Raw genomic sequence first — 13602 nt, 5'->3', positions numbered from 1 at the left:
GCGGCAAATTCGCCGGTGGCGATGTTGGCCATGCCGCCCTGGATAATGGGGAACTCTGTCCCCAGGATCTCGTTCAACTTTTTCATCTGCTGTCTCCTTATGCAAACTCCACCAGCGCGCCGCCCCAGGTGAGGCCGCCGCCAAAGCCTACCACCAGCACCCGGGAACCGGGACCAACCTTGCCCATCTCGTGAAGCTCACTGATGACCAGGGGAATGCTGGCGGCGGAGGTGTTTCCATACTCATTGATGTTCTTGTAATACTTTTCGGCGGGGATGCGGTACTTGCGTACCGCCAGGTCGATGATCCGGGCATTGGCCTGGTGGAAGACAAAGAAGTCCACATCATCCACGGTTTTGCCGGTTCTGGCGAGAACCTGGTCGATGCAGTAGGGCACTGCCTCCACGGCAAACTTGAAGACCTTGGTGCCCTCCATGTAGATGAGGCTGGGCATGCCGGTTTCCACGCCCGGGACCCGCAGCATCTGGTCGTTGCCGTGACAGCCCAGGATGGCGGAGATAGAGGGCCATTCCGGCCGGGACTCCACCACCACGGCCCCGGCGCCGTCGCCGAAGAGGATGCAGGTACCACGGTCTTCCCAGTTGGTGATGCGGCTGAGGTTCTCCGCGCCGATCACCAGGCCGTACTTGCGCTCCGAGGCGTTCAGGAGACACTCCATGGTGTGCAGGGCGTAGAGAAAGCCGGTGCAGGCGGCGTTGAGGTCAAAGCAGACGGTGTCATGGGGCAGGTTCAGATCCCGCTGCAGGCAGCAGGCTGCGGAGGGCACCAGGGTGTCCGGCGTCAAAGTGGCCACGATGCACGCGCCGATCTGGTCCGCCGTGATACCGGCGTTTTCCAGGGCACGGCGGGCCGCCATCACCGTCATGTCGGTGATGGTCTCACCCTCCGCCAGGTGGTGGCGGTGGGTGATGCCGGTGCGGCTGGTGATCCACTCGTCATTGGTGTCCACGATCTTGGATAAATCTTCATTGGTGACCAGCTTGGAGGGGACGCCTCTGCCGGTCCCCAGGATTTTGATTCCGTTCATTGCTCCTCCTTCTGGGGAGCGGGTGCCCCCATGGCTCTGAATTTCTGATAGCGGGCCGCCGCAAGGGCAGGGCCCCGCATGCGGTCCAGCTCCGCCAGATGGCGGACCAGGCAGCGGTCCAGCTGCCGGAAGGTGATGGCGGGGGCCAGATGGGCGCCACCGTCGGGTTCGGGCACCACGTCATCGATGACGCCCAGGTTCAGAAGGTCTTCCGCCGTCATTTTCATCAGCTCGCAGGCCTCGTCGTGGCGGGAGGCGTCCTTCCAGAGAATGGAGGCGAAGCCCTCCGGGGAGAGGATGGCGTACACGGCGTTTTCCAGCATCAGTACCCGGTCCGCCACCGCCAGGGCCAGCGCACCGCCGCTGTTGCCCTCGCCGGTAATGACGGCGATGATAGGCACGGTCAGACGGCTCATTTCAAACAGGTTCCGGGCGATGGCCTCTCCCTGGCCATGAGCCTCGGCCTCCAGGCCGGGGTAGGCCCCAGAGGTGTCGATGAGGGTGATGATGGGGCGGCGGAATTTCTCCGCCTGGCGCATCAGCCGCAGGGCCTTGCGGTAGCCCTCGGGGCTGGGCATGCCGAAGTTGCACTTGAGGTTTTCCTCCAGGGTCTTGCCCTTGCGGGTGCCGATGATGGTGACGGGGCGGCCGTGGAAGAGGGCCACGCCTCCCAGGATCCCGGCGTCCTCGCCGCACAGGCGGTCGCCCTTGCACTCAAAAAAGTCGGTGAAGAGGGCGTCAATGTAGTCGGTGATATTGGGCCGCTGGGGATTGCGGGCAATGGCCACCCGCTCTGCGGCAGTCAACTGGGCGCTCATGAGCGGCCTCCTTTCTCGTGCAGGCGCAGCAGCTGGGAGAGGGTCTCCCGCATCCGCACCCGGGGAACTACCGCATCCACGAAGCCGTGCTCCTCCTGATATTCCGCCCGCTGGAATCCCTCAGGCAGCGTTTCGCCGATGGTCTGCTGGATCACCCGGGGGCCGGCAAAGCCGATGAGAGCGCCGGGCTCTGCCAGGATGATGTCACCCAGGGAGGCGAAGCTGGCGGTGACGCCGCCGGTGGTGGGGTCTGTCAGCACGGAGATATACAGGAGTCCTTTTTCGGAAAAGCGGGCCAGGGCCGCGCTGGTCTTGGCCATCTGCATCAGGGAGAGGATCCCCTCCTGCATCCGGGCGCCGCCACTGGCGGCAAAGAGGATCAGGGGCAGCCGGTTGCGGGTGGCGTAGTTGATGGCCAGGGTGAGCTTTTCACCCACGGCGGCGCTCATGGAGCCCATGAGGAAGCGGCTGTCCAGCACACCTACCACGCATTTGTGGCCGCCGATGGCACCGGTGGCGGTGACCACGGCCTCGGTGAGGCCGGTCTTCCGCTGGGCCGCCTGGAGCTTTTCCTTGTAGCCGGGGAAGGAGAGGGGGTCGCCGGCGGGGAGCTTTTCAAAGAGTTCCCGGAAGGTGCCGGGATCCAGTACGGAGCTGAGGCGGTAATAGGCCCCCATGGGGAAGTGGTAGCCGCACTTGGGGCACACGGAGAGCTCCTGGGCCACCAGACGCCGCTCGCTTTCCTGGCCGCACTTGGGACACTTGACCATCTTGTCGCCGGGAATATAGTTGTCCCGCATGGCTTTCATGGCCAGCAGCCGGGCCCGGCGGCGGGCAAAAATGGAATCGCTCACGCCTCTTCCTCGCTTTCAGAAAGCCGCCGGCTGAAGTCCAGCAAAGACGGCAGGTTCTCGTCCAGGAACGCCGTGGTGCAGGCGCCCCGGACAAAGGTGGGATGGTACAAAATCTGGTAGCTGAGCTCCGCGTTGGTGGGGAAGCCCTCCAGGGTGAACTCCTCCAGGCAGCGGCGCATCTTGCGGATGGCCTCCAGCCGGGTGGGAGCGTGGACCAGGAGCTTGGCTGCCAGAGAGTCATAGTAGGGGGAGAGGGTGCAGCCGCTGTACAGGGCAGAGTCCACCCGTACCCCGGCGCCGCCGGGGAAGTGGAGGAACTCCACCTTGCCGGGGCAGGGCCGGAAATCGTTGGCGGGATCCTCGGCGTTGATGCGGCACTCGATGGCGTGCCCCTGCAGATGCACGTCTTCCTGGGTAATGCTGAGGGGCAGCCCAGAGGCGATGCGCAGCTGTTCCCGCAGCAGGTCTACCCCGGTGATGAGCTCGGTGACGCCGTGCTCCACCTGGATCCGGGTGTTCATTTCCATGAAGTAGAAGTGCTCTCCGTCGCCGTCCAGCAGAAATTCCACGGTGCCAGCGCTCTCGTAACCCACGGCCCGGGCAGCCCGGACGGCGGCCTCGCCCATCTTTTCCCGCAGCTGCGGCGTCAGGCACCGGGCGGGGGCCTCCTCGATGAGCTTCTGATTACGGCGCTGGACGGAGCAGTCCCGGTCTCCCAGGTGGATGGTGTGGCCCTGGCGGTCAGCCAGTACCTGGAACTCGATGTGACGGGGCCGCAGCACCAGCTTTTCCAGATACATCTCGTCGTTGCCGAAGCAGGCCTGGGCTTCGGCCTTGGCCTCCGCGTAGGCGGAGGCAAGATCCTCGGGGCGGTCGCAGCGGCGGATGCCCCGCCCGCCGCCGCCGGCACTGGCCTTGAGCAGCACCGGATAACCCACGGCCGCCGCCGCCGCCAGGGCGTCCTCCACAGAGTCCACCGGGCCGTCCGAGCCGGGGGTCACCGGCACGCCGGCGGCACGCATGATGTCCCGGGCGGCGGACTTGGAGCCGGCCTTGCGGATGGTGTCGCCGCTGGGGCCGATGAAGGTGATGCCCTCCCGGGCACAGGCGTCGGCAAAGTCGGCGTTTTCAGACAAAAAGCCGTAGCCGGGGTGGATGCCGTCACATCCGGTGGCCTTGGCCACCGTCAGAAGGGCCTCCTGGTTGAGGTAGCTGTCAGCAGCCCGGGCGGGACCGATGCACACCGCCTGCCCTGCCAGCTGGACGTGGAGCGCCTCCGCGTCCGCCTGGGAGTAGACGGCCACCGTCTCGATGCCCAGCTCCCGGCACCCCCGGAGAATGCGCAGGGCGATCTCGCCCCGGTTTGCAATCAATACGCGCTTGAGCATAGCTTACACCGCCCGGTAATGGAACAGGGGCTCCCCAAAAGCCACCAGCTCGCCGTTGGCCTTGAGGATCTCCTCAATGACGCAGTCGCAGGGGGCGGGGACCTCGCTCATCATCTTCATGGCCTCGATGAGGCACACGGTCTGGCCCTTGCTGACGCGGTCGCCCACGGCCACAAAGGGAGCCTGGTCCGGTGCGGAGGCCGCATAGTAGGTGCCCACCAGGGGGGCGGTGATGGCGGGGGCCTCAGGAGCCTCAGGAGCAGCAGGGGCAGGGGTGGCAGGAGCCGCCGAAACAGCAGCCGCGGGAGCCGCCATGGGAATCACGGCGGGAGCAGCCGCCGGAGCGGGATGGGAGAGCTCTATGGAAAAATCCTGCATGGACAGCTTCATGGACTGCAGGTTGGAGCGTTCGAAGCGGTCCATCAGATCAAAAATTTCTTGATTGGTCATGATGTTTCCTTTCAAAAAAAGACCGGCCGGGGGCCGGTACGAAGCAGCATGGAGCCGGGGAGACGGTGCTCCCCGGCATGTAGGTCTCAGGCCTTGTGGTCCTTCAGATAGGTCACGATGTCGTTCACGGTCTTCAGGCCGGCCACGTCCGCGTCATCGATGGTGATGCCGGCAGCCTCCTCCAGAGCCATGACCAGCTCCACGGAAGCCAGGGAGTCGGCGCCCAGATCGTCAGCCAGAGAGGCCTCGGGAGTCACCTGCTCAGCGTCGCAGCCCAGGGTCTCCACAATGATGTCACGAATCTTCTCAAATTCCATCGGTATTCTCCTCAACTCAACAAAATTAGTAAAATTATTTTAATTAAAATTTTTTAACTAAAATAATTTAAGGAAATTCTATCCGGACAAGGGCCGTTTGTCAAGCAAAATTTTGCGCATAAGAAAAATCTGATGTCATTTCTCTTTTTTCACGGTTCTTTTACAGCGGGGGCTTCCATTTTACCCAAACATTCGATATAATGCTGTGTATTCATACTGGGCTGAAAGGCCATTAAAGAAAAAGAGAGTTGCAAGCGCCGCCGCTGCGGCGCGGAATGAGGGCAGCAGCATTATGAAAATTGTCATCGTAGGTGCAGGCAAGGTGGGCGTGGCCCTGGCCCGCAAGCTTTCCGAGGAGAACCGGGTCACGGTGATCGACTCCAATCCCCAGCGGGTGGAAAACATCATCAACGTCTATGACGTGATGGCCGTGGCGGGCAACGGCGCCAGCTACGAGGTGCAAAAAGAGGCAGACACAGAGCACGCGGAGCTGCTCATTGCCACCACATCCAGCGACGAGATCAACATTTTGGCGTGCCTTGTGGCCAAAAAGCTGGGGGTGGAGCACACCATCGCCCGGATCCGCAACCCGGAGTATGAAAAGCAGCTGCGGTTTATGAGGGGGGAGCTGGGCCTCTCCATGGCCATCAATCCGGAGAAGGCCACCGCCCGGGAGATCGCCCGGGTGCTGCGCTTCCCCAACGCCATGAAGCTGGAGTCCTTCTCCAAGGGCCGGCTGGAGCTGGTGGAGTACCGCTTGCCGGAGGACACCATTTTGGACGGCATCCAGCTTTCGGATCTGTACCGGAACCTGCGGGTCCGGGTGCTGATCTGCGCCGTGGCCCGGAAAGGGGAGACCATCATCCCCTCGGGTGATTTTGTCCTGCGCTCCGGCGATAAGATCTATCTCACCTCTTCTCCCCAGGAGCTGGAGCAGTTTTTCCGGCATCTGCGGGTCTTCCGGGGCCGGGCGTCCTCGGTGATGATCGTAGGCGCCAGCAAGCTTTGCTACTACCTGGCCTCAGAGCTTTTGGAGATGGGCATGTCCGTGAAGATCATTGACCGGGACGAGCAGCGCTGCATCAGCATGGGGGAGCGGCTGCCCAAGGCCCTGGTGATCGTGGGCGACGGCACCGACAGCGAACTGCTCCATGAGGAGGGCATCGGCCAGACTGACGCCTTTGTGGCCATCACCGGTATGGACGAGGCCAATATCCTCATGGCCATCAGCGCCGCCAAGCAGATGGGAAACTGCAAAGTGGTGGCCAAGATCAACCGCCGCCCGCTGCTGGAGCTGGTTTCCGCCGAGGGCATGATCGACTCCGTGGTCTCCGTGGCGGATGTTACCACAGAGCTGATTTTGCAGTACATCCGGGCCATGCAGAATGCCTCCGCTTCCCAGGTCAAGACCCTGCACCGCATTGCGGACAACCGGGTAGAGGCCCTGGAATTCAGCGTTACGGAGGATTTCCCGGGCATTGGTGTGCCGCTGAAGTCTCTGACCCTGAAAAGCGGTATCCTGCTGGCGGGCATCGTCCGCCAGAACGGGAAGATCATCATTCCCTCCGGCGAGGACGCCCTGCACCATCATGACGATGTCATCGTGGTCACCACGGATACCCGCCTGCAGGATCTGCGGGACATCCTTCAGTAAATAAAGAGGTGGACAGATTCCTTGAATATTCGAATGATTGCGGTGGTCATGAGCCGGATCCTGCTGACGGAGGCGGCCTTGCTGCTGCTGCCGCTGGTGGTGGCGCTTTTGTATGGGGAGTCCGTACTGCCGTTTCTGATCCCCATTTTGATCCTGACGGTGATCGGCCTGGTGCTGCGGGCTGTCCGCCCCGGGCAGACGGCCCTGTTTGCACGGGATGGCCTGGCGGTAGTGGCCCTGGCGTGGATCGCCATGTCCGCCTTTGGAGCGCTGCCTTTTTGTATCTCCGGGGATATCCCCCATTTTGTGGACGCGTTTTTTGAGACGGTTTCCGGCTTTACCACCACCGGTGCCAGTATCCTGACAGAAGTGGAGTCCCTGACCTACAGCGGCCTCTTCTGGCGCAGCTTTACCCACTGGGTGGGCGGCATGGGCGTGCTGGTGTTCGTCATGGCCATTTTGCCCATGAGTGACGGGCACGGGATGCACCTGCTGCGGGCGGAGGTGCCGGGCCCCACGGTGGGCAAGCTGGTCAGCCGCATGAGTGACTCGGCCAAGATCCTCTACGGCATCTATCTGGTGATGACCCTCATTGAGATCGTGCTGCTGCTGGCAGGCGGCATGCCCCTCTTTGATGCCTGCGTTCACTCCTTCGGTACCGCCGGTACCGGTGGCTTCAGCTCCCGCAACCTCAGCGTGGGCGCTTATGACAATGCCTATTTCGACGTGGTCATCGGCGTGTTCATGCTGCTCTTCGGCGTGAACTTCAACCTCTACTACTTCCTGCTGGTGCGCCGGTTCCGGGAGGTGTTCCACTCCGAGGAGCTGCGTGCCTATGTGCTGATCGTGGCGGCGGCGGTGGGCGCCATCACCGTCAACATCCTGCATATGTACGGCTCCGTGTGGCAGAGCCTGCGCCATGCCTTTTTCCAGGTGTCCTCCATCATCACCACCACGGGATTCGCTACTACGGATTTCAACACCTGGCCCACTTTCTCCAAGGCCATCCTGGTGACGCTGATGTTCGTGGGCGCCTGCGCCGGTTCCACCGGCGGCGGCATCAAGGTGGCCAGGCTGGTGATCCTCAGCAAGACCTCCCTGTGCGACATGCGCCGGATGCTCCATCCCAACGCGGTGTCTACCGTCCGGTTTGAGGGCAAGCCCATGGGAGACAAGCAGATCCGCAGCGTGCACCTGTTCCTTACGGTGTATCTCATGGTATTTTGCATCTCCTGCCTGCTGCTCTCCCTGGAGCACATGGATCTCATCACCACCTTCACCGCTGTGGCCTCCTGTATGAACAACATCGGCCCCGGACTGGAGATCGTGGGCCCCATGGGGAATTTCTCCTCCTTCTCCTATGCCTCCAAGCTGCTGCTGTCCTTCGACATGCTGGCGGGACGGCTGGAGCTGTTCCCCATGCTGCTGCTGTTCTCTCCCTCCATCTGGAAGCGCCGGCTTCCTGTGCACAGCAGCCAGAACTGAATCACGCAAAGCGGCGGACGAAAGTCCGCTGCTTTTTTCATTCTCCGGACTTTCCGGCGGAAGGGGCTTTTCCCACGGTGGGAAATATGGTAAAATATCGCCGCAGTCCTTTCACAGAGGGAGAGCTGTGTGCAGACGCCGCTTTTCGGCGCAGTACAGGCGGACCGCTGTCCGCCGGAGATGGGAGAAAACCGTATGTCGAATCAATCTGCTTTGCGGGACAGCTTCCGTTCCCGCTGGGGGTTCAAGCTGGCCTGCATCGGCTCTGCCGTGGGCATGGGCAACATCTGGCTCTTTCCGTACCGGGTGTCCCAGTACGGCGGGGCCACCTTCCTGATCCCCTACATCCTGTTTGTGGCCCTCATCGCCTCCACCGGCGTCATCGGGGAGATGGCCTTCGGCCGGGCGGCTGGAGGCGGCCCCATGGTGGCCTTTGGGGAGGCGGCCCGGCAGCGCACCGGCCGGGGAAAATGGGGCGAGGCCCTGGGCTTTATTCCGGTGCTGGGCTCTCTGGCCATGGCCATCGGCTACTCCGTGGTAGTGGGCTGGATCCTCAAGTATATGGTGGGTTCTTTCACCGGCGCCGTTCTGGCCAATGACGGGGTGGAGGGCTTCAACGCCTACTTCGGCGCCACCGCCTCCGCCTGGGGCAACACCGCCTGGCAGGTGGCCGCCATGGCCATTACGCTCCTCATTATGGTACTGGGTATCGGCGGCGGCATCGAGAAGGCCAACAAGGTGATGATGCCCCTGTTCTTCCTCCTCTTTCTGGGCCTTGCGGTGTACATCGCCACCCTGCCCGGCGCGGAGGCGGGATACCGCTATCTCTTTGTGCTGGAGCCCGCCGGCCTCAAGGACCCCATGGTGTGGGTCTATGCCCTGGGCCAGGCCTTTTTCTCCCTGTCCATCGCCGGAAACGGTACTTTGATCTACGGATCCTATCTGCCCCAGAGCGAGGACGTGCCCACGGCGGCCCGGACAGTGGCGGTTTTTGACACGGCGGCGGCTATGCTGGCCGCTCTGGTGATCATTCCCGCCATGGCCACGGCGGGACAGACCCTCAGCACCAGTGGGCCGGGACTGATGTTTATTTTCCTCCCCAACCTTTTCCAGTCCATGCCCGGCGGCGGGATCATCATGGCGGTGTTCTTCGTGGCGGCGCTGCTGGCGGGGATCACCTCCCTCATCAACCTCTTCGAAGCCCCTACGGCCACCCTGCAGGAAAAGCTGCACCTGGGCCGCACCCAGGCGGTGGCGGTGATCGGCCTCATCGGTCTGGCGGTGGGCCTTTCCATCCAGGGCATTGTCTCCGGCTGGATGGACGTGTGCTCCATCTACGCCTGCCCGGTAGGGGCGCTGCTGGCAGGGGTGTTCTTCTTCTGGGTGTATGACCGGCAGGAGTGCCTGCGCCAGGTGAATCTGGCCCGGACAAAGCCCCTGGGCCGGTGGTTCTATCCCACCGCCAGATATCTTTTCTGCGGTGTGACGGTGCTGGTGCTGATCCTGGGCGCTGTGAAAGGAGGCATCGGTTAAGATGCGGGAGTTTTTCAGGGAGATCGCCCACGCCCTGGAGGCGGGGGAGCCGGTGGAGCTGGTGACCATCCTCTCCTCCGGCGGATCCACTCCCCGAGGCGCCGGGGCTATGATGGCGGTGTTTGCCGATGGCCGGGCTGCCGGCACCATCGGCGGCGGCAGTGTGGAGTTTGAGGCCCAGAAGACCGCCGCGGCACTGCTGCCCTCCGGAGGAGAGTGCCGGAAGTCTTTCCGGTTCGTCCAGGGGGAGGCGGCCAGCCTGGGCATGGTATGCGGCGGCGACGTGACGCTGCAGTTCCAGTATCTCCCCGGCGGGGATCCGGGGGCCATTGCCGTCATGCGGGATCTGGTGGAAGCCGATGGCCGCAGCGCCGATACCTGGCTGGTGCTGCGCTTCCAGGGAGAGCGGGTAGCGGCCATGGGTACTGCGGATCGTGCCGGGACGCGGCACCTGGACACGTCCCCGGCGGAGCTGGAGGCGCTGCTGGAAAACCGGGCGGTGCTCCGGGAGGACTGGTTTGCCGCCCCGGCAGTGCGGGCGGGCCGGACCTACGTCTTCGGGGGCGGCCACGTGTCCCGGGCATTGGTGCCGGTGCTCTCCGGCGTGGGTTTCCGTCCGGTGGTGTACGATGACCGGCCGGAGTTTGCGGATCCCGCCTTGTTCCCGGCGGCGGAGGGCGTGCTGTGCGGGGACTTTACCGACCTTGCCCGGCAGGTCACCGTCACGGCGGACGACTATGTGGTCATCATGACCCGGGGCCACCAGGCGGATTACGAGGTCCTCACCCAGGTGCTGCGCAGCGGCGCCCGGTATTTAGGGTGCATCGGCTCCAAGCGGAAGCTGGCTCTTTGCCGGGACCGGCTGCTCCAGGCGGGCTTTACACCCGAGGAGTACGCCCGGCTCCATGCCCCCATCGGCCTTGCCATCGGAGCCCAGACCCCGGAGGAGATTGCCGTTTCTGTGGCAGCGGAGATGATCGCTGTCCGGGCAGGGGTGAAGAAGTGAAACGAGAGGAGCGAACGGCTGGGCCGTCCGCTCCTTTTTGCCAGCACTTGCCGCCGCCGGATAAGCCGGTGTTTCTTGCAATGCAGGGCCGCAGGTGATAGAATAAACACGAATCAACGCCGCTGCGGCGGCAAATCAACTGAGGAGGCGACGCCCATGGATCGCATCAGCAAAGCAAATTACTATTTGGACATTGCCCAGACTGTCATGGAACGGGCTACCTGCCTGCGCCGGATCTATGGTGCCATCATCGTAAAAAACGACGAGATTATCTCCACCGGCTATAACGGAGCCCCCCGGGGCCGGGCCAACTGCGTGGATATGGGGTATTGCTCCCGGGAGGCCATGCGGGTTCCCAGGGGGGAGCGCTACGAACTCTGCCGCAGCGTCCACGCTGAGGCCAACGCCATCATCTCCGCCTCCCGGCGGGACATGGTGGGCGGTACGCTGTACCTGGTGGGCCGGGACGCCCGCACCGGGGAGCTGCTCTCCGATGCCACCTCCTGTTCCATGTGCCGCCGCATGGTCATCAACGCGGGGCTTTCCCAGGTGGTGATCCGCCGCACCGCCACGGAGTTTGAGGTGGTGGATGTGGCCGACTGGGTAGCGGAGGATGATCTGCTGGCTCCTCCGCCGGAGCAGCCCTGACCATAACTGTGCAGTCTCTTGCAGAAAGGGAGTCTATCCTTGAAAACAGGACTTGTGACCTTTTATCATATTCATCATTACGGTGCGCTGCTCCAGGCCTGCGCCACGGAGCAAGCAGTAAAGCGCCTGGGGAGCGAATGTGAGATCATTGACTATTATGTCAACCAGGACAACCGCCTCTTCCAGCGCCCCACAGGCATCGGGTCCGCCGCCCATGACGCCCATACGGCCCTGCACTACGGGCCATTGAAGGCCCGGTATGAGCGGTTTGAGGAATTTGCCCGCACCCGATTGAGCATTTCCCCGCATCACTATGAGAGCCTGGCGGAGCTGCGGGCAGCGGAGCTTCCCTATGACGTGATCCTCTCCGGCAGCGACCAGATCTGGAACCCCAAGATTTTCCCTGACGGGAAGTTCGACCCGGTATTCTTCGGGGCCTTTTCCACCAAGCGGAAGATTGCCTACGCCCCCTCCTTCGGCATCCCCCATGTGCCGGAGAATATGGAGGAGGAGCTGCGGGGGTATTTACAGTCCTTCTCCCACCTTTCCGTCCGGGAGCGGCAGGGAGAGCACATCGTGGAGGAGGTGCTGGGACAGAAAGTGCCGGTGGTGCTGGATCCCACACTGCTGCTGACAGCGCAGGAGTGGGGGGAGATGGCCCGCTTCCAGGGAAAGCCGGGCTATATCCTGTGCTACTGCATCAGCGACCCGGCGCCCTTGGTGCCCTATATCCGCCGCCTGGCGGAGGAGACGGGGCTGCCGGTGGTGCAGCTTTGCGGCATGCGCCGCAGCGTGTTCCCCCGGGCCAAACAGGTGCTGGACGCCGGCCCGGCGGAGTTTTTGGGCTGGTTCCAAAATGCCAGCTATGTGTGCACCAACTCTTTCCACGGCACGGTCTTTTCCGTGCAGTTCCAAAAGCCTTTCTTTACCGCCGTTGCCCCCTCGGAGATGGCGGAGCCGGAGAGCTCCCGTACCTTCAGCCTCCTGAGCCGACTGGGATTGACGGAGCGCATTGTGGGCAAGGGGGACAGCGCCGCCTGGGATGATCCGGTGGATTGGGCGGCCGCCCAGTCCCGCCTGGAGGAGGCCCGGCAGGAGTCCCTGCGCTATCTGGCCGGGGCTCTGCGGGATGAGGGGGAGCCTGCCACGGCGGAGACGCCCGCCCCGAAGAACAGGGCACCCCGTTTGGCGGAGAGCACCCGCTGTACCGGCTGCACCGCCTGTGCCCAGACCTGCGGCGTGGACGCCATCGCCATGATTCGGGACAAGGAGGGGTTCCTCCGTCCCCAGGTGGATCTGAGCAAGTGCGTCCACTGCGGCCGCTGTACCGCCGCCTGCCCGATCCTCCATCCCCGGGAGGGGAGAGCGCTGCCGGCAGTCTTTGCTGCCTGGAACCGCAGCGAGGAGATCCGGCGGGACTCCACCTCCGGCGGCGTGTTTACCGCCCTGGCGGAGTATGTGCTGGAGAGCGGCGGCGTGGTTTTCGGAGCCGCCTTTGACGGCCGCTGCCATCTGCGTCATGTGGCCTGCTTCCGCAAGGAGGAGCTGTGGCGTCTGCGGGGCGCCAAGTATGTGCAAAGCGACCTGGGGGATACCTTCCGGGAAGTGAAGAAATGGCTCAAGACCCGGCCGGTGCTCTTCTCCGGGACTCCCTGTCAGGTGGACGGCCTCTACCGTTACCTGGGGGAGCGGCCTGAGAATCTCACCACCTGCGACCTGGTGTGCCACGGCGTGCCCTCTCCCGGCGTGTGGGAGGACATGGCAAAATCCCTTCAGGAGCACAAGCACCGGGAGCTTCAGACGGTGCGGTTCCGCAACAAGGTCTCCGGCTGGAAGGACAGCCACTTCACCGCCGTCTTCAGCGACGGGACCGTGGACTCCGCGCCGCTGTTCCGCACGGAGTACGGCCGGGCCTTTGGCCGGGCGCTGTTCCTGCGCAGCAGCTGCCACCACTGTCCCTATGCCTCCATGACCCGGCCCGGGGATCTGACGTTGGGAGATTTCTGGGGCCTTGCCCCGGACGAGCTGCCGGATGAGCAGCTGCGGGGGGTGAGCTTGCTGCTGGTGAACACGCCCCACGGCAGCTATATCTTCGACCAGCTGCCTCTGGCAAAGCGGCCGTTCCCGGCGGAGCGGGCCATCGCCGGAAATCCCCGGCTGGCCTCTCCCATCCCGCCCAGCCCTCAGCGGACGGCCTTTTTCGCGGCCTACGCCATGGAGCCCTTTGAGCAGGTACGACGAAAATTTTTTAAGCTGCCCGCTCCTCCGGTGGCCTTGGCTGCCCGGGTGCTTTCACCGGAGGTGAAGGCCCGCCTGCGGAAGAAGCTGAGAAAATAACAGTGTTGCAAATACCATAGCAGTATAAAGCAGTTCCTGTTAGGATATCCTCAGGAAAAGTAAT

12 protein-coding genes are annotated in these 13602 nt (G+C 63.3%); 6 read left to right on the top strand and 6 right to left on the bottom strand.

Going from position 1 to position 13602, the window contains the following annotated elements; all coding sequences use genetic code 11:
* Positions 1 to 97: 97 nt before the first annotated feature.
* The 6 genes from ACT67G_RS04245 to acpP all read right to left on the bottom strand — a co-directional run bounded on the left by ACT67G_RS04245 (position 98) and on the right by acpP (position 4875).
* A complete protein-coding gene (locus ACT67G_RS04245; RefSeq protein WP_443663107.1) occupies positions 98 to 1048 on the bottom strand; it encodes a beta-ketoacyl-ACP synthase III in 951 nt (316 codons plus the stop codon).
* The gene (locus ACT67G_RS04240; protein ID WP_443663106.1) at positions 1045 to 1866 is read right to left on the bottom strand and encodes an acetyl-CoA carboxylase carboxyltransferase subunit alpha; all 822 of its coding nucleotides are present in this window, start codon (positions 1864 to 1866) and stop codon (positions 1045 to 1047) included. Before ACT67G_RS04240 ends, ACT67G_RS04245 begins: the two co-directional genes overlap by 4 nt.
* On the bottom strand, positions 1863 to 2675 hold the full coding sequence (accD, locus tag ACT67G_RS04235; protein WP_443663109.1) for an acetyl-CoA carboxylase, carboxyltransferase subunit beta: 813 nt from the start codon (positions 2673 to 2675) through the stop codon (positions 1863 to 1865). Before accD ends, ACT67G_RS04240 begins: the two co-directional genes overlap by 4 nt.
* 41 nt (positions 2676 to 2716) lie before the next feature.
* Positions 2717 to 4108, bottom strand: a complete 1392-nt coding sequence (gene accC, locus ACT67G_RS04230; RefSeq protein ID WP_443663104.1) for an acetyl-CoA carboxylase biotin carboxylase subunit — start codon at positions 4106 to 4108, stop codon at positions 2717 to 2719.
* 3 nt (positions 4109 to 4111) lie between these two features.
* Positions 4112 to 4558 (bottom strand): acetyl-CoA carboxylase biotin carboxyl carrier protein, encoded by a 447-nt coding sequence (gene accB / locus ACT67G_RS04225; RefSeq protein ID WP_443663102.1) that lies wholly within the window; start codon positions 4556 to 4558, stop codon positions 4112 to 4114.
* Between the two features lie 86 nt (positions 4559 to 4644).
* On the bottom strand, positions 4645 to 4875 hold the full coding sequence (acpP, locus tag ACT67G_RS04220) for an acyl carrier protein (protein WP_325246446.1): 231 nt from the start codon (positions 4873 to 4875) through the stop codon (positions 4645 to 4647).
* A 292-nt stretch (positions 4876 to 5167) separates the two neighbouring features.
* On the opposite strand from acpP, the gene trkA reads away from it, so the two are divergent.
* The 6 genes from trkA to ACT67G_RS04190 all read left to right on the top strand — a co-directional run bounded on the left by trkA (position 5168) and on the right by ACT67G_RS04190 (position 13538).
* Positions 5168 to 6529 carry a Trk system potassium transporter TrkA gene (gene trkA / locus ACT67G_RS04215; protein ID WP_325246448.1) on the top strand — a complete coding sequence of 454 codons (1362 nt, stop codon included), beginning with the start codon at positions 5168 to 5170 and terminating at the stop codon, positions 6527 to 6529.
* A 21-nt stretch (positions 6530 to 6550) separates the two neighbouring features.
* Positions 6551 to 8014: a TrkH family potassium uptake protein gene (locus tag ACT67G_RS04210; RefSeq protein ID WP_443663100.1), complete on the top strand. Its 1464-nt coding sequence runs from the start codon at positions 6551 to 6553 to the stop codon at positions 8012 to 8014.
* 195 nt (positions 8015 to 8209) lie between these two features.
* Positions 8210 to 9547 carry a sodium-dependent transporter gene (locus ACT67G_RS04205; RefSeq protein WP_443663098.1) on the top strand — a complete coding sequence of 446 codons (1338 nt, stop codon included), beginning with the start codon at positions 8210 to 8212 and terminating at the stop codon, positions 9545 to 9547.
* Position 9548: 1 nt separating this feature from the next.
* Positions 9549 to 10553 carry an XdhC family protein gene (locus ACT67G_RS04200; protein WP_443663097.1) on the top strand — a complete coding sequence of 335 codons (1005 nt, stop codon included), beginning with the start codon at positions 9549 to 9551 and terminating at the stop codon, positions 10551 to 10553.
* A 156-nt stretch (positions 10554 to 10709) separates the two neighbouring features.
* Positions 10710 to 11201: a deoxycytidylate deaminase gene (locus ACT67G_RS04195; protein WP_325246453.1), complete on the top strand. Its 492-nt coding sequence runs from the start codon at positions 10710 to 10712 to the stop codon at positions 11199 to 11201.
* Positions 11202 to 11240: 39 nt separating this feature from the next.
* Positions 11241 to 13538, top strand: a complete 2298-nt coding sequence (locus ACT67G_RS04190; protein WP_443663096.1) for a polysaccharide pyruvyl transferase family protein — start codon at positions 11241 to 11243, stop codon at positions 13536 to 13538.
* The last annotated feature ends 64 nt before the right edge of the window (positions 13539 to 13602 follow it).

Origin of the sequence: Dysosmobacter sp. (assembly GCF_052306735.1) — a bacterium.
In the GTDB taxonomy this organism is placed as follows: domain Bacteria; phylum Bacillota; class Clostridia; order Oscillospirales; family Oscillospiraceae; genus Oscillibacter.
The sequence above is the reverse complement of the archived record's forward strand: the minus strand, read 5'-3'. Positions and strand labels throughout refer to the sequence as shown.